Source organism: Salinicola acroporae (assembly GCF_003206615.1).
GTDB lineage: Bacteria > Pseudomonadota > Gammaproteobacteria > Pseudomonadales > Halomonadaceae > Salinicola > Salinicola acroporae.
Window position 1 is genome coordinate 527610 of sequence record NZ_PZJW01000004.1, and the last position, 21116, is coordinate 548725.

Here is a 21116-nt window from a genome sequence, read left to right on the forward strand (position 1 = left end):
GCATGCCATCGTTGTCCTTCCCGACCGCCGGCTCACTCGATGGCATTCGCGTCATCGATCTTACGCGGGTCATCTCCGGCCCCTTCTGTACCCAGATGCTCGGCGATCACGGAGCCGACGTGATCAAGGTCGAGCCGCCCCGGCGCGGCGACGTGGTGCGCGCCCAGGGCAACATCGTCGAAGGCTTGAGCTGGTACTTCGCCCAGTTCAATCGCAACAAGCGCTCGCTGACCCTGGATCTTCGCAGCGAGAGCGGCAAGGCGCTGCTCTGGCGACTGCTCGAGGAAGCCGACGTGCTGGTGGAGAATTTCCGTCCCGGCGTGCTGGCCAGGATGGGCCTGGACGACACCACGCTCCGCGAGCGTTTTCCGCGCCTGGTGGTCGGGCGAATCAACGGCTTCGGCTCCGAGGGGCCCTATCGTGATCGGCCGGCCTACGATTTCATCGCCCAGGCGATGAGCGGCTTCATGAGCGTCAATGGCACGAGTGATGGCGAGCCCATGCGGGCGGCCCCGCCGCTCAGCGACATGGTCGCCAGCCAGAACCTGGCTTTCGGGCTCTGCGCCGCGCTGGTGCGGCGTGAGCGGACCGGCCGGGGAGAGATCGTCGAGACCGCCCTGACCAATGGCCTGATCGGGATGATGGGCTACCTCGCGGCGGAGTATTTCGCCACCGATCAGGTGCCAGCCCGGACCGGCAACGACCATCCCATGGTCTATCCCTACGGCCTGTTCCAGGCCAGCGACGGCGACGTGGCGATCGCGCCAAGCAACGACGCCATGGTCGCGCGACTGCTGGGCGCGCTGGACCAGTTGGAACTGCTCGAGGACGAGCGCTTTGCCGACAATCGCCGCCGCATGATCCATCGCGAGGCCCTGCGCGATCGCCTTAATGCCGTGATCGGCACTCGCAGCGTGGCGGAGTGGATCGCGCATCTCAACGAGGCCGGGGTCCCCTGCGGCCGTGTCCACAGCCTGCGCGACACCTTCGCCGACCCCCAGGTCCAGGCCCAGCAGATGCGCCTGGAGCTCGATCAGGGTAAACACGGCCGGGTGCCGACCACGGGCTTTCCGGTGAAGATGAGCGAAGCGCCGGCGGCGGTCTATCGCCACGTGCCGGCCCTGGGCGAGCATACCCGAGAGATTCTGACCCAACTGGGCATCGACGAGACGGAGCTGCAACGACTTCAAGACGAGGGGGTCGTCTGACCTCCTCGACACGCTGGCGAAGGCATGACACCGACACAAGGAACAACAACATGGCTATCTCTCTGCGACCCTTGCACACCCTGGCGGTCTCGCTCCTGTTGGCAGGGGGCCTGACGGTCAGCGCCCCGAGTCAGGCGTTGCCGATCAGCGATTGCCTGGCACCGGCCGACCCGGGCGGCGGCTGGGACTTCACCTGCCGGTCGGTGGGCAAGCTGCTCCATGAACTCGGCCTGGTCGACAGCCCCGTGCGAGTGATCAACATGCCTGGCGGCGTCGGCGCCGTGGCCTTCTCCAACGTGGCCGGGAAGCGTGCAGGCGACAGCAACTTGATCGTGGCCACCAGCACCGTGGGAGTGACCCAGATTGCCCAGGGGCGCTATCCGGGGGATGTCGATACCATGCGCTGGCTGGCCATGCTGGGCACTGACGTCGGGGTGATCCTGGTCGATGACGACAGCCCCTACCAGAGCCTCGACGAGCTGCTCGAGGCGATGGTCGACGATCCCACTTCGGTCGTCATGGCCGGATCCAGCGGTATCGGTGGCTGGGACCACGTCCGGGCCCTGATGCTGGCCAAGGCCGCAGGCCTGTCGAGCGACCAGACCGGCAGCGTGCGCTGGGTGCAGTTCGATGGCGGCGGCCCCGCCGTGACCCAGATGATGGGCGGGCACGTGGACGCGGTGTCCACGGACCTGGGCGAGATTGCCGGTTTCATCAAGTCGGGTGACGTCAGGGTGCTGGCGGTGCTCGCCGACGAGCCGCTGGCCCCGCCCTTCGACGACCTGCCGACGGCGGTCTCCCAGGGCTATGAGGTGGCCGGCTACAACTGGCGGGGGTTCTATACCGGCGGCGAGGTCTCGGATGCCGATTACCAGGCGATGGTCGATACCCTGAAGACGCTCTACGATTCGCCGGAATGGAAGCAGGTCGCCGAGCGCAACGGCCTGGTCCCCTTATGGCGCGGCGGTGACGAGTTCGATGCCTTCGTCCGTGACACGGCCGACAAGGTCGAAAGCATCTCCCAGGAGATCGGAGTCATCCAGTGACGGCGGAAGCATCGGGCGCTGCGCCCTCCACGGCGGCACTCGGCGATCGTATCGCCGGGGCCGTGCTGGCCCTGCTGGCGGTGGCTGCCTGGTGGCACGCCCAGACCTTCGTCTCCGGTTTTCGCCAACCGGTGGGGCCGGATCTGTTTCCGCGTCTGGTCTGCGTGCCGCTGGGTGTGCTGGCGCTCTACCTGATGTGCCGGCCCGGGCTCAATCAGCGCTGGCCGCGCGGCGTGGCGCTGCTGCGGCAGGCGGGACTGCTGGTCGTGCTCGGCGGCTATGCCGGTTTCCTTGAATCCTGGGGGTTTCTGCCGGCAACGCTGGTCGGCAGCGTGCTGTTGATTCGACTGTTCGATGCCGCGTGGCGACAGGCGCTGGTCAGCGGGGTGTCGTTGACGGTGATCCTCTATCTGCTGTTCGAGTACGCGCTGGGCATCCCGCTGCCCGCCGTCCCCGGACTCGGCGTTTGAGGGCCGGCATGCCATGGATATTCTCGTCTTTCTGCTGCACGGTTTCGCGATCGCCCTCGAACCCCAGAATCTCTTCCTGGCCCTGATCGGCTGCGCCGTGGGTACGCTGATCGGTGCCTTGCCGGGGCTGGGGCCGGTCAACGGGGTGGCACTGCTGATTCCCTTGGCGTTCAACTTCGGACTGTCGCCCACTGCCGCGCTGATCCTGCTGGTCAGTGTCTATTACGGCACCATGTACGGTGGGCGCATCAGCTCGATCGTGCTCAACATCCCCGGCGACGAGCCGGCGATGATGACCACGCTCGACGGTTATCCGATGGCGCTGAAAGGGCGGGGCGGGGAAGCGCTGGGACTGTCCGCGGTGGCGTCGTTCGTCGGCGCGACCGTGGCGACCATCGGCTTGACGCTCTTTGCGCCGTTACTGGTGGGGTTCGCCATCCGTTTCGGGCCTGCCGAGTACTTCGCGCTGTTCATGCTGGCGTTCGCTACCATCGGCGGGGTGACCAGCGGCAGCTTCACCAAGAGCTTCATCGCCGCAGGCCTTGGACTGTTGCTGGGCACGGTAGGCCTCGACCCGGCGACTGGCGTGTCGCGTTACACCTTCGGCCTCTACGAACTCTACGACGGCATCGACTTCATCGCCGCGCTGGTCGGGCTGTTCGCCATCTCGGAATGCCTGCTCCTGCTCGAGGATCGCCGCCGGGAGACCGCCACCAACCAGGAACTGGGATCAGCCATTCCCGGGATGAAGAGCGCCCGCAAGTGCGCGCCGACCATCGCGCGTGGCTCGCTGATCGGCTTCGTCGCCGGCGTGCTGCCGGGGGCCGGGGCCTCGTTGGGCAGCTTTCTCTCCTACACGCTGGAGAAGCGCTGGCTGGGACGCAAGGGCGATTTCGGCAACGGAGACCCGCGTGGCGTGGCCGCGCCCGAGGCGGGTAACAACGCTGCCGCCGGCGGTGCCCTGATTCCCATGCTGTCGCTGGGCATTCCGGGCAGCGGCACGACCGCCATCCTGCTGGCGCTGCTGCTGTCGATGAACATCACTCCTGGGCCGCTACTGTTCGAACAGCAGCCCGACATGGTGTGGGGACTGGTGGCGGCGCTGTTCATCGGCAACATCATGCTGCTGGTGCTGAACGTGCCGCTGGTGGGCCTGTTTGCCCGTGTGTTGCGGGCCCCCTCCTGGCTATTGATGCCGGTGGTGATCCTGGTGGCGTTCGTGGGCGTCTACTCGCTCAACAACAGCGCTTTCGACCTCTACGTCATGCTGGCCTTCGGGGTGCTGGGCTACGTGCTGCGCAAGCTGGACATTCCCTCCGTGCCGGTGGTGCTGGGGCTGTTGCTGGGCGGGCAGATGGAGTTCAACCTGCGCCGGGCCATGTCCATCTCGGGAGGCGACTGGAGCATTCTGGTCTCCAGCGGTATCTCGATCGGCATCTACGCGTTCGCCGCTGCCCTGATGGCGGCCGGGCTGCTTTTCGCCTGGTGGCTGAAGCGGGAGGAGGCCGGACGCTGACCCTTCCCGGCACCGCCCGCAGGGGAGGTCGACGGGCCAGACGGCGACCCAGGCAGGTTCCCGAATTTAACCTCGATCACAAAAACCGCTAGTCTGACACGACGCCCGGCGCTGGCTACCATGCCAAGCCGGGCGTCGTCGTCGCTGGCTGATCGTTACCGGCGTGAAATAGATGACACCAACACGGGAACTCGCATGTCCGATTCGACCCAATGGTGGCGTGGCAGCGTCATCTATCAGATATATCCCAGAAGCTTCATGGACGCGCGTGGCGATGGCATCGGCGATCTGCCCGGGATTACCTCGAAGCTGGACTATGTCGCCGAACTGGGTGTCGATGCGATCTGGATTTCGCCGTTCTTTCCCTCGCCGATGAAGGACTTTGGCTACGATGTCACCGACTATCGTGGTGTCGACCCGATGTTCGGCTCCTTTCACGACTTCCAGATGCTGCTCGAGCGGGCTCACGGGCTGGGACTGAAAGTGATCATCGACCTGGTGCTCAGTCATACCTCGGATCAGCACCACTGGTTCATCCAGAGTCGCAGCTCGCGGGAAAACCAGAAATCCGACTGGTACGTGTGGGCCGATCCCAAGCCCGATGGCACACCGCCCAACAACTGGCTCTCCTTCTTCAGCGGCAGCGCCTGGACGTTCGACAGCCGGCGTCGCCAGTACTACCTGCACAACTTCCTCTCCTGCCAGCCGGACCTCAACTTTCACAATCCGGCGGTGCGCAAGGAGCAGCTCGACAACGCCCGCTTCTGGCTCGATCTGGGTGTCGACGGCTTTCGCCTGGATACCTCGAATTTCTACTTCCACAGTCTGGCGCTGCAGGATAACCCGGCGCTCGGCAGCGGCGAACTCAAGACGCCCAGTGTCCCGGCATCGAACCCCTATTCGATGCAGCGCCACCAGTTCGATATCAGCCAGCCGGAGAATCTCGGCTTCCTGAGCGAACTGCGCGCCTTGATGGACGAGTACCCCGGCACCATGACGGTGGGCGAGATATCCGACGATCGCCCGCTGGAGCGCATGGTCGAGTACACCATCGGCGAAGACCGGCTCCACATGGCCTACACCTTCGACCTGTTCGATGCCGAGTTCAGCGCCCAGCGGCTGCGGGACATCATCGAGCATTTCCAGTATTACGCGGGCGACGCCTGGCCCTGCTGGGCGCTCTCCAATCACGACGTGATGCGTGTCGTCTCGCGCTGGACCCAGCACGAGAACCTGGAGCAGCAAGGGCCGCTGGTGGCCAAGGTCGCGACGGTCATGCTCTGCTCGCTCTACGGTAGCCTTTGCCTCTACCAGGGCGAGGAGCTGGGGTTGCCGGAAGCGGACGTCCCCTACGAGCGCCTGGTCGACCCCTACGGGCTGGCGCTATGGCCGGATTACAAGGGGCGCGACGGCTGCCGTACGCCGATGCCCTGGACGAGCGGCGAATACGGCGGCTTCACCTCGATGGAGCCTTGGCTGCCGGTGGATGGCCATCATCGTCAGCTGTCGGTGGAACGCCAGCTCGCCGACGCGGACAGTACCCTGCGCGTGACGCGCGAGTTCCTGCACTGGCGCAAGTCGCAGTCGGCGATGGTCGACGGCACCTTGATCCTGGGCGACTTCGACGACGACTTGCTGGGCTGGTTGCGGGTCTCGCGGGACCAGGCGATTCTGGCGGTCTTCAACCTCACCCACGAAACGCGCCACACCAGCCTTCCGGACGGCGCTGGCGAGATCGTCTATCAGGCGGGATTCACGGCGCACCTCGAGAATGGCGAGCTGACTCTGCCCGCCTTCCAGGCCGCATTCGTGCATGTCGACCGGGCTAGCATCGACCCCCGGGCCCTGATCGACCAGGAGCCCGACCCCGAGCGCAAGGGCTTCCTCAGCCGACTGCTGGGGTCGCTGATTGGGCAGGACGAGGGCGGAGCGCGGCAGGGCTGAGCCCACGCCCGGGTCCGACCGGTGGCTCACCCGCCCCAGTAGTCGCGGGCCAGGTCGACCACTAGCCGTACCTTGTCCCACTGTGCCCGTTCGGCGAGTTCGTTGCCCTCCTCGGTGGAGGCGAAACCGCACTGCGGGCTCAGACAGAGCTGCTGCCGGTCAACGAACCGCGTGGCCTCGTCGAGACGCGCCCTGACGGCCTGCGGATCCTCGAGTTCGCCCACCTTGGTGGTGATCAGCCCCAGCACCGCCTGTTGGTGGCCCTCCGGGACGAAGCGCAGCGGATCGAAGCTGCCAGCGCGATCGCTGTCGTATTCCAGGAACCAGGCATCGACGTTGACGCGGCCGAACAGGGTCTCGGCCACCGGCTCGTAACCGCCTTCGCTGATCCAGGTGGAGCGGAAGTTGCCGCGACAGACGTGGAGCGAGACGTGGAGGTCGCCCGGCTTGTCGGCGAGGGCGTGGTTGAGCATCTCGGCGTAGATCGCCTGCAGTCGGTCGGGGTCGTCGCCGCGGTCCCGGGCCGCCTGCAGCTCTTTTTCCGAGCAGAGATAGGCCCACACGGTGTCGTCCAGTTGCAAATAGCGGCAGCCGGCATCATAGAAACCGCGAACGGCATCGCGGTAGGCGTCGGCGGTGTCGGCGAAAAAGGCGTCCAGGCTGGGGTAGACGCCACTGTCGATCTTCTTGCGACCGCCGCGGAAGTGCAGCACGCTGGGGCTCGGGATCGTCATCTTGGGCGTGACGCTGGCGACGCTGGCCAGATAGCGGAAGTGATCCAGCATCGGATGGGTATCGTTGAATCCGACCTTACCGTCGACCCGGATCTGCTTCGCCCCCGTCTGCACGCCCTGAAACTGAATGCCCTGATCACCGGTGAAGCCGGTGACGCCAGCGAGCTGCTCGAGGAAATCGAAGTGCCACCAGGCGCGGCGGAACTCGCCGTCGGTCACCACCTCGAGGCCGGCGGCTTCCTGCTGCTCGACCACCTGACGAATCTCCCGATCCTCGACGGCCTTGAGCGCGGCGGCGTCGATATCGCCCTGGTGGAAGAGGGCCCGGGCCTCCTTCAGCGCCGACGGGCGAAGAAAGCTGCCGACGATATCGGCTCGGAATGGGGGATGCGCTTGCGACATGAACTTGCCTCCTTTGCTGGGACCTCGCCATGCGGTGTCATCGGCGGGTGGCGATGGCGAGGTCGCCAATGATGCGGGCTGGGCGGCCATTCGGCCAGTGAAGCGAGTTCAAGCTGAGCATGTGTATCGTTCATCGTGAGGTGGGTGGCCGAGGTGACCGGCGTCGCGCTCTCAAACTTTAGTGGTAGGATTGTCGGCCCCCGCCGACGCATTCACCGACGTGCCATCGGCATCGGCCGGGAGTCTTTTTCCATCGCGCCCCAACGTCGAACGCCGGGGTAAAGAACAGGAGTGTCCCGTGACGACCCCCTCTCAGCACGATCTACGCAACGCCTTCCGCGAACTGCTCGCCAGTGGCGAGTGCTACTACACGGCCTCGGTGTTCGATCCGATGTCGGCTCGTATCGCCGCCGACCTCGACTTCGAAGTCGGCATTCTGGGAGGATCTGTCGCCTCGCTGCAGGTGCTGGCGGCGCCCGATTTCGCCTTGATCACCCTGAGCGAATTCGTCGAACAGGCGACTCGGATCGGCCGCGTGGCACGGTTGCCGGTGATCGCCGACGCCGACCATGGCTACGGCAACGCGCTCAACGTGATGCGCACGATCACCGAACTGGAGCGGGCCGGTGTCGCCGCGCTGACCATCGAGGACACCTTGCTGCCGGCGCAGTACGGCCACAAGTCGACCGACCTGATTCCCGTGGAGGAGGGCGTCGGCAAGATGCGCGCGGCACTCGAGGCTCGGATCGATCCGGCGCTGTCGATCATCGCCCGTACCAACGCCGGCCAGCTCGACGACGATGCTGCCATCGCCCGCATTCGCGCCTACCAGGCGGCCGGCGTCGACGCCATCTGCCTGGTTGGGGTCCGGGACTTCGAGCATCTCGAGAAGCTGGCGGCGCCATTGACGGTGCCGCTGATGCTGGTCACCTACGACAATCCGGCCCTACGGGATCGCGCGCGTCTCGCCGCGCTGGGTGTCCGTATCGTCGTCAACGGTCACGCTGCCTATTTCGCCGCGATCAAGGCGACCTATGACTGCCTGCGCGAGCAGCGCGATATCGCGACCAACGACCTGGACGCCTCGACGCTGTCGACGCGCTATTCGACGCTCGAGGAGTATCGGATCTGGGCCCGCGAATACATGGATGTGAAAGAGTAAGATCCCTTCGGGGAGCGGTAAGCTGCATGGGCGGCGCTTCGCGCCTGGAAGCGGGAAGAAAAAGCCTGACCCGCCCGGCTTTGCTTGATGCTTGCGACACGAACCTCGAGACTGACGATCGCGAACAATCGGAGACCACGATGACTGTGATGCAGTGGGAGCGCCTGCTCGATCCTGTCCGGCTGCACGATGCCCGGACATCGCGCGGTGAAATCGGCCGGAGTCCGTTCCACAAGGACTACGACCGCATCGTCTTCTCCGGCTCGTTTCGGCGCCTGGGGCGCAAGACCCAAGTCCATCCGCTGACCGACAACGATCATATCCACACCCGGTTGACCCACTCGATCGAGGTCGGCTGTGTCGGTCGCAGCCTGGGCATGATCGTCGGCGAGCAGCTGCGCGACAGCCTGCCGGATTGGGTCACGCCCGCCGATCTTGGCGTCATCGTCCAGGCGGCCTGTCTGGGGCACGACATTGGCAATCCGCCGTTCGGGCATGCCGGCGAGTACGCGATTCGCGACTGGTTCAAGTGGGCCGAGGCGCAGGGGAGCGGTCTGCTGGAGGGGCTCGACGAGGCGCAGCGCCGGGATCTGTTGACCTACGAGGGGAACGCCCAGGGTTTCCGGATCGTGACCCAGATCGAGTACAACCAGTTTCGCGGCGGCATGCGGCTCTCCGCCGCGACGCTGGGTACGCTGCTGAAGTATCCGTGGACGGTCGAGCATGGCGGCCAGATGGGCAAGTTCGGCTGCTACCAGTCCGAGAAGCATCTGCTGGTCGAGGTCGTCGAGCGGCTCGGCCTCAAGTCGGTCGATGGTTCCAAGTGGTGTCGCCATCCCCTGGCCTACCTGGTCGAGGCGGCGGACGACATCTGCTATGCGCTGCTCGATCTCGAGGACGGCCTGGAAATGGGCATCCTGCGTTACGAAGAGGTCGCCCAGGTACTGCTGCAGATCGCCGGCGAGCCGCCGAAGGGTTATGAGCAGATGGCCGCCGACGGCGTGTCGCAGCGTCGGCGGATCGCGGCGCTGCGCGGTGCGGCGATGGAGCGGGCGGTCAACGAAGTCGGCGATGTCTTCGTTCAACACGAGAAAGCGCTGCTCAACGGCACTCTCAACGACGATCTGCTCGAGCTCTGCCATCCGGACCTCACCTGGGGTGTCTCCTCGGCCAAGCAACTGGCTCGCGAGCGCATCTTCCAGAACGAGCGCAAGGCCAAGCTCGAGATCGGCGCCTATACCACGCTCGGCATCCTGCTGGAGGCCTTCATCGGCGCGGCGCATGAGCTGCATCACACCGGGCACTCTTCCTTCAAGCACCAGCGCGTGTTGGCGCTGATCGGCGAGAATACGCCGAAGCCGAACTGGCCGCTCTACGACAGCTATCGTCGGATGCTCGATTTCATCGGCGGCATGACCGATCACTACGCGGTCGAACTGGCCCAGGAAATGGGCGGACGCCTCAAGGGAGACTGAGCACTCTCCCACTTTTTCCCCTCGTCGTCGGGCTCGCGCCCGGCGTCGTCGTTTCTGGCACCTCCTGGATCATCGCCTCGTGCGAGTGTTGGGCGTAGCTGTTGAAAGTGGATTCATAACTCCGTATTTTAATTGAACGGTTAATTAATAAAAATCGATTTTGATCGCGTGCCGGGATCGAGAGCGATCAACGCGATCGCCGATTCGGGCCGCCGGCTAACGTCGCCACTGCCCGCTGGGGAGAACCATCCTCGCTTTACCCGGCGATGAGCCATATTTCAGACGCCAGCATCGGCATCGCCAAGCTGGCAGAACGCGCGATGGGCGGGCCGGCGGTTCCACGACCTGACCTCGGGCTCGGCAGGTGACTGCCAAGCGTCAGGGCAACTGAGTAGATCGATTCTTCCGTTGAAGGGATGGCTGGATTCAACGACCGAAGTCGACTTAACTCAAATCGAGGCCTGATGGCCTCGCGGCGGGAACACGGAAACGAGCCAAGGGTCTCAACGCCCTGCGTCCCTGCAGGTCATTTCAGCCGTCAGGGGCGCCGATGCTCGTCAACGCAAACTATCTGACCATGATGGGAGCCGCATGAGCACAAGTTCCGATAATAATTCCACGACCCAAGACAGGCTGAATCCAGTCGTCTTCTATGGGTCGGTCATTGGCATCGTCGCCTTTTCGTTGTGGGCGATGATCGCTACCGAGCAAGCGAACGGCATCATCAACGCGCTGCTGGGCTGGATCTCCAACACTTTCGGCTGGTACTACTTTCTGACAGTCGTCATCTACCTGGCCTTCGTGGTGTTCGTGGGCTTTTCCCGCTTCGGCAAGATTCGTCTCGGGCCGGAGCATTCGAGGCCAGATTTCAATATCTTCTCCTGGTCGGCGATGCTGTTCTCCGCCGGTATCGGCATCGGGGTCATCTTCTTCGCCCTGGCAGAACCGCTGACCCAGTTCTACAACGCGCCCAACGCGCCGAGCGACCAGGTGGCGGCTGCCCGTCACGCGATGCAACTGACTTTCCTCCATTGGGGGCTTTCAGGCTGGGGGATCTACACCCTGGTGGGCATGTCGCTGGCGTTCTTCAGCTATCGACACAACCTGCCGCTGACCATCAGTAGCGCGCTCTATCCCATCTTCGGCAAGAAGATCTACGGCCCCATCGGTCACGTGGTGGACATCGCCGCCGTACTGGGCACGGTGTTCGGTATCGCTGCCAGTCTCGGCATCGGCGTCATCCAGCTCAACTACGGGCTGAACTTCATGTTCGGCATCGCGGAAAGTGCCTGGACCCAGACCATCCTGGTGCTGCTGATCGTGCTGTTCGCGACGATCTCCGCGGTGACCGGTGTCGAGAAGGGGATTCGTCGCCTTTCCGAGTTCAACATCCTGCTGGCGATCGCGCTGCTGCTGTTCGTGCTGTTTGCCGGCAAGACGGTGTTCCTGCTCAATGCGCTGGTGATGAACATCGGCGACTACCTCTCCGGCTTCATCTCGATGTCGTTCGACACCTATGCCTTCGATCAGCCGACGGACTGGCTCAACGCCTGGACGCTGTTCTTCTGGGCATGGTGGATCGCCTGGGGCCCGTTCGTCGGTCTGTTCCTGGCACGGATTTCGCGCGGCCGCACCATCAGGACCTTCGTGGCCGGCACCCTGACGTTGCCGATCGCTTTCATGATGATCTGGATGTCGATCCTGGGTAACAGTGCCCTCGACATGGCGATGAATGGCGCGACGGACTTCGGCGAGCAGGTCATGAATACGCCGCCGGCGGGGATCTATCTGTTCCTGCAGGAGTATCCGTTCCCGGTCTTTTCGACCATCGCGGTCAGCATTCTGGCGATCGTGTTCTTCGTCACCTCCGGTGACTCGGGTGCCCTGGTACTGTCGAACTTCACCTCCAAGCTGAAGGACGTCAACAGCGACGCACCGATCTGGATGCGCATCCTGTGGTCGGCGGTGATCGGGGTGCTGACCCTGTCGCTGCTGCTGGCCGGTGGCCTGTCGACGCTGCAGAGCGCGGTGGTCATCACCGGGCTGCCCTTCTCGATCGTGCTGTTCTTCATGATCGCGGGGCTCTACAAGGCGCTGAAGGTCGAGGCGTTCAAGGAGGACAGTCACCGCCTGAGCCTGTCCGGCTCGCTGTCGGGACGCATGTCCGCCGGCGGGCGCGATCGCGCTCACGACTGGAAGACGCGACTCAAGCGTGCCATGTCGTTCCCCGATCGCCATCAGGCCCAGCAGTTCCTGGAAGAGACCGGGCGGCCGGCAATGGAAGCGGTGCGCGAGGAACTGATGAAGCAGGGCGTCGAGGTCGATATCAGCACCGGTACGCAGAACGACGACGACTACCTGTCGCTCTACGTCGATCTTGGCAGCGAGCAGAACTTCGCCTACCAGATCTGGACGCATCCGTTCTCGACACCGTCCTTCGCCATGCGAACACCGCGCAGCAGCAGTCGATACTATCGTCTGGAGGTGTATCTGCTGGAAGGTAGCCAGGGCTATGACCTGATGGGCTACACCCGCGAGCAGGTCATCGATGACATTCTCGACCAGTACGAGCGTCACCTGCAGTTCCTGCACCTCAATCGTGAAGAGCCGGGCAGCATCAACATGCCTGACAGTCCGGAACAGCCACCGAGCTGAGATCGCCTGGCTTCTCGCTGATCACGACCCCGGCCATCTGGCCGGGGTCTTTTTTGTGCCCGCCATCCCTGGCGGTCGCCATTCAAACCGTCGCTGGCGCGACGTCAAACATCTCTCCCGGACATTTTTTGATCGGCTCCGCCGCGACACTGGCGTCGTTCGCGGCGGGCGTTCCCTGGCTGCGGGAGAGCCATTCCAGGATGGCCGTGGCGGTCGTCCTGCCGGGGTCGGCAATGCCCTGGGTGCCGAACAGGCGGTTGAACTCGAACAGGAAGGGGTGATCCCCCACCATGGCGACGTCGAACCCGGCGTGATCGACACCCAGCCGCGTGGCGACGCGCTGGACCAGGGCCAGCGCGGCGGGGGGGATGTCGTCGTGATCGATCATGCCCCCCTGGGCGACGTTGGCGCGATATCCCCCTGGCGGCGTCACCCGCCAGTAACTGGCGAGGATCCGGTCGCCGATCAGGACGATGCGCAGGTCCCGGTCGATGGGAAGGCGGGTCTGGGCGTACAGCACTTCCTGGGACGCGGCCAGCGTTTCGAGTTCGCGTCGCCTCTCGATCAGGTGCACGCCCTGGCCACGGGCACTGCGGATCTCCTTGACGATCATCGGGTAGCCGACTTCCGCCTCGGCGATATCGATACCGTGGCAGGTGCTGGCCTGAATCGTCGTCTTCGGGATGTTTTCCGGGCAGATGGCCTGGAAGGCACGGGTCTGCTCCACCTTGTCGTGGCCCAGGTAGTAGGTGGCCGGCGACGGGAAGATGCGCTTGTGCATCGCATGCAGCAGCGTGCTGACTTGCCAGTAGCTGGGAAACAGCAGCCAGTCGGCGGCCTGGATCTCGTCGAGATGTTCGAACATGCGCTCGGGCTTGATGTAGCGAACGCCGGGAATGTGCAGGGTGCGAGAAACGTCGAAGGAGATCAGACGCATCGGATGCCTCTTGAAATACCAGCCCGCTGGTGGGAAGGAGAAAAAAGCGCGCTATCATCAGGCCGTTTGGGGGGCTTGGCAAGTCCTCCGAGACCGGGCGATGAAAACAATTTCCGGCCGCTGGCGCCGGGGTGCCATGTCAACGACGTGCTACGCTCAATTTGTCGACAACAAAAAGCGAGGACAGGACGTGGGCGCTTTCACTGGGTGGGATACCGCGGTTCTGATTGTCTATGTGGTGGGAATTGCCTGGGTGGGCGCCCGCTTCGGAAAGGATCAGGAGAGCACGCAGGACTATTTTCTCGGGGGTCGCAAGATTCCCGGCTGGGCCATCGGCCTGTCGGTGATGGCGACCCAGGCCAGCGCGATCACCTTCATCGGCGCGCCCGGCTGGGGGTTCGAGGGCGGTCTGGAACGCCTGGCCACGTTCATCAATGTGCCGCTGGCGATGGCGGTGCTGATCGTGGTGCTGGTGCCGATCTTCCATCGAGCTGGCATCTACAGCATCTACGAGTTGCTCGAACGTCGTTTCGGGGCGCTGACCCGATCGCTGGCGGCGCTGCTGTTCCTGGTCGCGCGCGGCCTTGCCACGGGCGTGGTGCTCTATGCGCCGGCGCTGGTGCTCTCGGTCGTCACCGGCTGGGACGTCGACCTGACCATCGTGCTGATGGCGGTGATCGCGGTGAGCTACACCGTGCTCGGCGGTATCAGCGCGGTGATCTGGACCGACGTGATCCAGATGTTCGTGCTGTGGCTGGGGGCGATCCTGAGCATGGTGCTGATGGTCTCGAGCCTGCCCGGCGGCTGGGGCGACGTGTTCGCCTACGGCGCCGCCAACGGCATGTTCGACACCATCGACCTGTCGCTCGATCCCACCGTGACCTACTCGCTGTGGGCGGGGCTGATCGGTGGCGTGGTCATGCACGTCGCCTATTTCGGCACCGACCAGAGCCAGATCCAGCGGGTACTGACCAGTCCCTCGATCGCCGAGGGCCAGCGCTCGCTGCTGATCGGCGGTTACCTGCTGGTACCGCAGATGCTGCTGTTCCTGTTCATCGGCGTGATGCTCGCCGCCTATTACCAGCAGCATGGCCTCACCGCACCGGAGAACCTGAACGAGCTGTTCCCGCGCTACGTGGTCAACGCCTTTCCCGTCGGGGTGACCGGGCTGGTGATCGCCGGGGTCTTCGCGGCCGCCATGTCGAGCCTGGATTCCGCGCTCAACTCGTTGTCCGCGGTGACGGTGCGCGATTTCTACGCCCGCTACGTCAGGCCCGACGCCGACGAAAAGCATTACCTCAAGGCGTCGCGCTGGGCGACCATCTTCTGGGGGCTCTACGCCACCGCGTTCGCGTTCTTCGCCGGTAATCTCGGCCCGGTGATCGAAGCGGTCAACCGCATCGGTTCCTGGTTCTACGGCGCGTTGCTGGGGACCTTCCTGCTGGCCGTGCTCAGCCATCGCAGCAACGGCAGAGGGGCGGTCAGCGGCATCATCATCGGCATGGCGGCGGTATGGGCCGTCTCGCAGACCGATGTCTCCTGGCTCTACCAGAACTTCGTCGGGCTGATCGTCTCGGTGGTCGTCGGCTATGCGGTGAGTTTGACCGCGCCGGCGCCATCGGCCGCGCAGCTCTCGGACGTGGTGATCGACGAGACCGCGCCCGACATGCAGGCGATCCTCAAGGGACGCAGCGACGGAGCCGCCGAAATCGGTCGCGATGCTCGCCTGACACGGCGTCGCTGCATCGGCCTGGTCGTATGGTTCTTCGTGTCGCTGGCCGCGCTGGCGCTGCTGCAGGGGTGGGCCAATGGTTGATCGCGAGGGCGAGCGAGGGACGATGGCTATGGACACGACGGCGCCGGCGTCGAGACTGGCTCGGCAACTGGGCGCCACCGCCGCTGAGCCCCGGCTGCGGCGCTACGGTGCCGAACGGTTCGAACCGGCGTGGTTGTCGCTGTGGGCGGTGGCGGTCGGCCGCGAGACGGGCGCACCGCTGGCGTGGCTGCTGGCGGCCGACAATCTGCCGAGGGCCATGCTGATGGCAGGGGCGCTAACCCCCCATCCGGCGGAACATGACGGCGCGCTGGTCCTCGAGGGTGGTCGGCCGCCGACACTCCCGCAGTTCGAGCGCTGGTGGCTGTGGGAGCGACTGGCCCGGCCACGCCGCTGGTCGCTGCGGGTGCAGCCCGCGACGTTGCGGGCGGTCGAATTCCCGCTGTGGCTGGGTTATTCGCCAGGGCGCCGCCATGCCCGGCTGATCGTCCTCAGCGGCCTCTCCGGCGAGGCGCTGGGGGCACTCAAGCCGGCGGTGCTGGCCGGGCTTCGTGACCGAGCGCGCGCCGAGACCGCCAGCGGTCCGTCGACGCGGGACGACGATCGCGTTCCCGGCTAGCGGGCGTCGCCGCTGCGCTCCATGGCGACCAGTTGCTCCCGGTTGGGCAGGCCCTCCATGTCGCCGATCACCTGGACCTGGCGGGCGCCGATCAGGTTGCCGCGATGCAGCGCCGCGTGCCAGTCCAACCCGTCAAGGTAGGCGCTGACGATGCCCACCGCGAAGCCGTCGCCGGCACCGACGGTATCGATGACCTGTTCGACGGGCGAGCCGTCGACGGTGCCTTCGCTGTCGGCGGTGCGGAAGTAACTACCTTCCGGCCCGAGCTTGATCACCACCGCCCTGGCGCCCCGGTCGAGGTAGTCGCCGGCGATGTCGTGGGCCGTCTCGCGGCCGGTCAGCAGCCGGCCCTCGCCGAGTCCCGGCATCACGATGTCGGCCTCCGCGGCCAGCGCATTGAGGGTCTCGATCATGACCGCTTCGCTGGGCCATAGGCTGGGGCGCAGATTGGGGTCGAAAGAGACCGATAGCCCGGCGCGGCGAGCCTGTCGCAGCAGATGAAAGGAGAGTTCGCGCGCTGAATCGGAAATGGCGGGCGGGATGCCAGTGGCGTGGAGGTGGCGGGCCGCTTCCAGCTCGACGTCGCTGGCGTCGGCGATGCTCAGGTGGCTGGCGGCGCTACCCCGGCGGACGTACTCGACATGGGGGTCGGCGCCGTCGACGGCGCGTTCCTTGAAGATCAGTCCAGTGGCGTTCGCTGCATCCTGCCGGACATGCCGGCAGTCGAGTCCTTCGGCCTCCAGGGCTCGCTGCAGGAAGATGCCGTTGTGATCCGCGCCGACCCGACTGAGCCAGCGCACGTCGAAGCCCAGCCTAGACAGTCCGATGGCGACATTGGTATCGGCGCCGGCGGTGCGGCGATGAAATCTCGTCACCTGGGCGAGCGGGCCTTGATCGTCGGCGATGAACATCGCCATCGCCTCGCCAAAGGTCAGGACATCGTAGGCGGTGCGGGAATCGGAACGGGGCATGGCGTCTCCTGTTGGGTGCAAGCACGCTTCATCGGGAACGTGATGTGGAAAGAGGGTGGGAAGGTTGCGTCCGGAAAGCCGACGCGACACGTCGCTCCGGCGAGGTCACTGGGCCGGGGGCTTGTTCACGCTGCGCTGGTGTCGCCGGTTCAGGATCTCCACCAGATGCTGGCGCTGGGCGTCGTCGATCGCTTCGCCCTGTGCCGTGCCCAATTGGGTGGCAAGGTCGACGCCGTCGACCACCCGGACGTCGCGACTGTCGCCGAGATGTTCGGTCTCGTCATCGATCTCCCAGCCGGGCAGCACCAGTATGCCACTCACCGGCACGCTCAACTTGGCGTGACGCGCCAGCCACTGGCGCAGCCAGACCGTCGAAAGCCTGACCTTGCGCAGGACCTGGCGCTCGTTCCAGCCGCGAAAGCGCAGGCGTTCGCTCTCCACCGAGACGGTATTGATGGGGCGGCCTTCGAGATCGAGCGGGAATTCGCGGGCCACCGTCTGGATCACGAACACACCCTGTGGCGTCACCAGCACGTTGTCGATGGTATAGGAGTCGGCGGGGAAATCGTGGAACACGAAGTAGGGCTTGGCCAGCGGACGAATCAGGTGATCCAGCGCCTGGCCCACTGCCAGTTCACAGGCGAGACTGCGCGTCAACCGACGTACGCGCTGCACGTCGCGCAGAATCAGAAAGCAGAACAGCATTGCCAGCAGGGTGCTGACGACCCCGTAAAGTGACCACTCCAGCCAGCTCTGCTCCTTGGCGAACAGCATGCGGCCCATGCCGTAGACCAGGGGCATCAGGGTGAGCGTCGGCGCCAGCGTGGCATCGAGGAAGAACACCATGCGTGCCTTTTCCAGCCGGTCCCGGTGGGCCTGGGCAATTTCACGAATCGGCTTGCCGTCGTGCGGAGAGCGAAGGCCGACGGTCTGCACGTCGCGCAGGGTGATCGCCACCAGCGCGGCGGCGCCCAGCGGGGCGAGAAAGATCAGCGGCAGCACGTACTCCAACCAGGCCATGAGCGGTTGTCCTTGCAGTGGCGTGGGCGGGAAGAGGCTCCATTCTAGCCGAGGTCGAGCGTGGTCTGCGATGTTGGAACGTCGTCGACGCAGATCCGGTTGCGTCCGGCATGCTTGGCTGCGTAGAGCGCCTGATCTGCCTGCAGCAGCCACTGCTCGTGATTCATCATCAGCGGGCTCTTGGCGGCCACGCCGATACTACAGGTGGGCATCCTGAGAAGCGGGGGCGGTGGCGGGTAGCGGCCCAGCCGTTTCTGGAAATACTGAAGCTTGGGCATGGCCTGCTCCAGCGTGGTCGACGGCATCAGCAAGCCGAACTCCTCGCCACCGTACCGGCCGAGCAGCACGTCATCGCCGAACGACTGGCGCAGCAGGGTCGCCAGCGTGCGCAGTGTCTGGTCGCCAATGCCGTGCCCATGCTCGTCATTGATGCGCTTGAAGTGGTCGAGGTCGAGCAGCGCGATCGTGGCGGGCGAATCGGTTGATAGGTAGGTCGCCACCTGACCCTCCCAGAAGCGCCGATTGAACAGCCCGGTCAATCCATCGGCGCGGCTCAGCTCCATCAGTGTCGACTTCTGGCGGCTGAGCTTGTGGGCCTGGAGGTAGGTGATGTAGCCGATCGCGAGAGGGTAGATGACGATCATTGGCAGGCTGCAGAGCAGCACGGTCGACGACGGGACGACATTGGGAAAGCCCGGCACGATCACCCACATGCCGATCACCGCACCGGCGGCGAGCAGACCGAAACCCCGCAGCAGCATGCGTATCCCGCCAACCGCGATATTATCGAGGCTGATCATGGTCAACACCACCACGGAGGGGAGGACATCGAAATGCATGGCTGCCGTCCAGAAACCGCCCAGCAGACTGTCGGCGCCCAGATTCCAGCGTTCGGCATGATAGGGTGAGGCGTGATACCTCGCCCGCCAGTAGGCGAGATGGGACCACAACAGGATCTGCAGGCCCCACAGCGTCCAGACCCAGGGCGGGGTGGGCAATTCGTGGAGCGCGCTGCCAATACACAGCCCGCCAATCAGGAGACCCAAGGTCCGTGGTGCGTAGATCCGTCTAGCGAGACGGATGCCTCTCAAACGCTTTTCGACCTCGGGATCCAGAGGCGTATCGGGCATATCGGAAGCCACCGGCGTTCAGGACGCCTACGTTGTGTTCATGAATGGTAGCTTTCATATCTAACATCGATCGGTGGAAAACTGTATGTCCAACGACTCAATTCCGGACGTCGCGACGCTGGTCGATTTCGTCGAGCGCCAGCCGCGGCTGTTCGTGCTGACAGGAGCCGGTGTCAGCACCGACTCCGGTATTCCCGACTATCGCGATGCGCGGGGCGACTGGAAACGGCCGCCGCCGGTCAGCCATCAGGCGTTCATGGCGAGTCACGGCGTTCGCCAGCGCTACTGGGCACGCAGTCTGGTCGGCTTCCGCGCCCTCGCCGGGGCTCACCCGGGCCAGGCACACCGTGCGTTGGCAGTGCTGGAGCGGCAGTCGCGGATCACCTCGCTGGTGACGCAGAACGTCGATGGTCTGCATCAGCGCGCCGGTGCCCGTCGCGTCATCGACCTGCACGGCCAGGCTGATGTGGTGAAGTGCATGCGCTGCGACGCGACGATGATGCGCCACGCGCTCCATGATGAGCTGGCCCGTCTCAATCCGCAGTGGTTATCGCTGACCGCGGAGGTCGGGCCGGACGGCGATGCCGATCTCGACGGCCACGATTTTTCGACCTTCCAGGTACCCAGTTGCCATCGTTGTCATATCGGCATCCTCAAGCCGGACGTGGTGTTCTTCGGCGATAACGTCCCCAAGCCTCGCGTCGAACGGGCCTTGGCTGCCCTCGAGGAGGCTACGGGGATGCTGGTGATCGGATCGTCGTTGATGGTCTATTCCGGTTTTCGCTTCGCCCGTCGGGCGGCCAGGGATGGCAAGCCGATTGCCTGCGTCAATCTCGGCATCACCCGGGCCGACGAGCTGTTCGCGCTCAAGGTCGCGGCGCCGATCGGGCCGACGCTGATGGCACTGGTCGATGCGCTGGAGCGGCGGCGTGGCTTGGCCCCGGAACGAGAGAACCCGGCCTCGGCCGGGTTCTGATGTCGCGGGTGGCGCCGGACGTTCACCGGCGTGTCGGTGGTGCCATGAACTCCGGGCCCACCGGATCCTTCACCTGTTTCGACAGAATCGTGTCGATATCCGCCATGTCCTCCTCGCTCAGCTGCCAGCCGGTAATGTCGCCCAGCGGATCGACCTGGTCCGGCTTGCGTGCGCCCCACAGCGCGACGATGTTGGGCGAACGATCCAGAATCCAGCGCACCGCCAGCGCCAGCACGCTCTTGTCGTGGCGGGTGCGAGCCAGCTCCGACAGCGCGTCGACGGCAGCCAGATACTGGGAGAAGCGCGGTGGCTGGAACTTGGGATCCTTGTTGCGCAGATCGTCGCCGCTGAAGCTGTAGTCCGGGTGCATCTTGCCGGTGAGCAGCCCTCGACAGAGCGCGCCGTAGGTCAGCAGCGTCAGGTCGTTGTTCTCGGCGTAAGGCAGGATCTCGCCGTCGATATCACGCTCGAACAGGTTGTAGGGCGGTTGCAGCGTGTGCAGTGGCGCCGAGCGGCGAAAGATGTCGCACTGCTCGGGGGAGAAGTTGCTCACGCCGATCGCCCGGATCTTGCCCGCGCGGTGGAAGCGCGCCATCGCCGTGGCGGTCTCCTCGAGGTCGACCAGTGGATCCGGCCAATGAATCTGGTAGAGATCGATATGATCGGTCCGCAGCCGCCGCAGCGAGTCGTCGAGCTCCTTCTCCAGGCGTTTGGCGGTGGCGTTGCGTGCCAGAGTGTCGTCGTCGTACCACTCGAGACCGGCCTTGGTCGCCAGCACCAGCTTGTCACGCTGGTCCGACTGGGCAACCGCCTTGCCGACGACCTCCTCCGAATGGCCGAAGCCGTAAGCCGGAGCAGTATCGATCAGGTTGACGCCCCGGTCGATGGCGGCGTGGATGGTGCGGATCGCGTTGGGGTCGTCGGTGCCGCCCCACATGCGTCCGCCCATGGCCCAGGTGCCGAGGCCGATGCGCGAGGTGACGATGTCCGTGCCCGGTAATGTCAGTGTTTCCATCCTGCCCTCCTTGGTGACGAAGCGAAGCCTTACAGGGTGAGGTGCCAGCCCGACCGCCACAA

The 21116-nt window shown here is 64.9% G+C and carries 17 protein-coding genes; 11 read left to right on the forward strand and 6 right to left on the reverse strand.

The window, feature by feature from the left end; genetic code table 11:
• Nucleotides 1-2 precede the first annotated feature (2 nt).
• The 5 genes from DOM54_RS07895 to DOM54_RS07915 all read left to right on the forward strand — a co-directional run bounded on the left by DOM54_RS07895 (nucleotide 3) and on the right by DOM54_RS07915 (nucleotide 6184).
• The gene (locus DOM54_RS07895; protein ID WP_110715790.1) at nucleotides 3-1208 is read left to right on the forward strand and encodes a CaiB/BaiF CoA transferase family protein; all 1206 of its coding nucleotides are present in this window, start codon (nucleotides 3-5) and stop codon (nucleotides 1206-1208) included.
• A 50-nt stretch (nucleotides 1209-1258) separates the two neighbouring features.
• Entirely contained in the window at nucleotides 1259-2254 is a 996-nt protein-coding gene (locus tag DOM54_RS07900; RefSeq protein ID WP_110715791.1) for a Bug family tripartite tricarboxylate transporter substrate binding protein, read from the forward strand.
• Nucleotides 2251-2724, forward strand: a complete 474-nt coding sequence (locus tag DOM54_RS07905) for a tripartite tricarboxylate transporter TctB family protein (RefSeq protein WP_110715792.1) — start codon at nucleotides 2251-2253, stop codon at nucleotides 2722-2724. The genes DOM54_RS07900 and DOM54_RS07905 overlap by 4 nt, the downstream gene beginning before the upstream one ends.
• A 13-nt stretch (nucleotides 2725-2737) precedes the next feature.
• Complete coding sequence (locus DOM54_RS07910) at nucleotides 2738-4240, forward strand: tripartite tricarboxylate transporter permease (RefSeq protein ID WP_110715793.1); 1503 nt, start codon at nucleotides 2738-2740, stop codon at nucleotides 4238-4240.
• Nucleotides 4241-4435: 195 nt separating this feature from the next.
• Nucleotides 4436-6184 carry an alpha-amylase family glycosyl hydrolase gene (locus tag DOM54_RS07915; protein ID WP_110715794.1) on the forward strand — a complete coding sequence of 583 codons (1749 nt, stop codon included), beginning with the start codon at nucleotides 4436-4438 and terminating at the stop codon, nucleotides 6182-6184.
• Between the two features lie 26 nt (nucleotides 6185-6210).
• Here the strand turns inward: DOM54_RS07915 and DOM54_RS07920 are convergent, their stop codons facing one another.
• Nucleotides 6211-7320: a cobalamin-independent methionine synthase II family protein gene (locus DOM54_RS07920; RefSeq protein WP_110715795.1), complete on the reverse strand. Its 1110-nt coding sequence runs from the start codon at nucleotides 7318-7320 to the stop codon at nucleotides 6211-6213.
• 298 nt (nucleotides 7321-7618) lie between these two features.
• On the opposite strand from DOM54_RS07920, the gene DOM54_RS07925 reads away from it, so the two are divergent.
• The 3 genes from DOM54_RS07925 to betT all read left to right on the forward strand — a co-directional run bounded on the left by DOM54_RS07925 (nucleotide 7619) and on the right by betT (nucleotide 12612).
• The gene (locus tag DOM54_RS07925) at nucleotides 7619-8482 is read left to right on the forward strand and encodes an isocitrate lyase/PEP mutase family protein (protein ID WP_110715796.1); all 864 of its coding nucleotides are present in this window, start codon (nucleotides 7619-7621) and stop codon (nucleotides 8480-8482) included.
• A 140-nt stretch (nucleotides 8483-8622) separates the two neighbouring features.
• Nucleotides 8623-9957, forward strand: coding sequence for a deoxyguanosinetriphosphate triphosphohydrolase (locus DOM54_RS07930; RefSeq protein ID WP_110715868.1), 1335 nt, complete (start codon nucleotides 8623-8625; stop codon nucleotides 9955-9957).
• Nucleotides 9958-10548: 591 nt separating this feature from the next.
• Nucleotides 10549-12612, forward strand: coding sequence for a choline BCCT transporter BetT (betT, locus tag DOM54_RS07935; protein WP_110715797.1), 2064 nt, complete (start codon nucleotides 10549-10551; stop codon nucleotides 12610-12612).
• An 82-nt stretch (nucleotides 12613-12694) separates the two neighbouring features.
• Here betT and DOM54_RS07940 read toward each other — a convergent pair whose 3' ends face one another.
• The gene (locus DOM54_RS07940; protein ID WP_110715798.1) at nucleotides 12695-13549 is read right to left on the reverse strand and encodes an ATP-grasp domain-containing protein; all 855 of its coding nucleotides are present in this window, start codon (nucleotides 13547-13549) and stop codon (nucleotides 12695-12697) included.
• Between the two features lie 190 nt (nucleotides 13550-13739).
• Between DOM54_RS07940 and DOM54_RS07945 the strand changes: the two genes are divergently transcribed.
• Together DOM54_RS07945 and DOM54_RS07950 are read left to right on the forward strand one after the other, a co-directional pair.
• Complete coding sequence (locus DOM54_RS07945; RefSeq protein ID WP_110715799.1) at nucleotides 13740-15365, forward strand: sodium:solute symporter family protein; 1626 nt, start codon at nucleotides 13740-13742, stop codon at nucleotides 15363-15365.
• Between the two features lie 22 nt (nucleotides 15366-15387).
• Complete coding sequence (locus tag DOM54_RS07950) at nucleotides 15388-15942, forward strand: hypothetical protein (protein WP_162619791.1); 555 nt, start codon at nucleotides 15388-15390, stop codon at nucleotides 15940-15942.
• Here DOM54_RS07950 and DOM54_RS07955 read toward each other — a convergent pair.
• From DOM54_RS07955 to DOM54_RS07965, 3 genes are all read right to left on the reverse strand, one after another.
• Nucleotides 15939-16913, reverse strand: coding sequence for a sugar kinase (locus DOM54_RS07955; RefSeq protein WP_110715801.1), 975 nt, complete (start codon nucleotides 16911-16913; stop codon nucleotides 15939-15941). The genes DOM54_RS07950 and DOM54_RS07955 overlap by 4 nt on opposite strands.
• A gap of 105 nt (nucleotides 16914-17018) precedes the next feature.
• A complete protein-coding gene (locus DOM54_RS07960) occupies nucleotides 17019-17933 on the reverse strand; it encodes a nuclease-related domain-containing protein (RefSeq protein ID WP_110715802.1) in 915 nt (304 codons plus the stop codon).
• A gap of 44 nt (nucleotides 17934-17977) precedes the next feature.
• The gene (locus DOM54_RS07965; protein ID WP_110715803.1) at nucleotides 17978-19063 is read right to left on the reverse strand and encodes a diguanylate cyclase; all 1086 of its coding nucleotides are present in this window, start codon (nucleotides 19061-19063) and stop codon (nucleotides 17978-17980) included.
• 85 nt (nucleotides 19064-19148) lie between these two features.
• Here DOM54_RS07965 and DOM54_RS07970 point away from each other — a divergent pair, with 85 nt between their 5' ends.
• Nucleotides 19149-20039: an NAD-dependent protein deacetylase gene (locus tag DOM54_RS07970; protein WP_110715804.1), complete on the forward strand. Its 891-nt coding sequence runs from the start codon at nucleotides 19149-19151 to the stop codon at nucleotides 20037-20039.
• 22 nt (nucleotides 20040-20061) lie between these two features.
• Here the strand turns inward: DOM54_RS07970 and DOM54_RS07975 are convergent, their stop codons facing one another.
• Entirely contained in the window at nucleotides 20062-21054 is a 993-nt protein-coding gene (locus tag DOM54_RS07975; protein ID WP_110715805.1) for an aldo/keto reductase, read from the reverse strand.
• Nucleotides 21055-21116 lie beyond the last annotated feature (62 nt).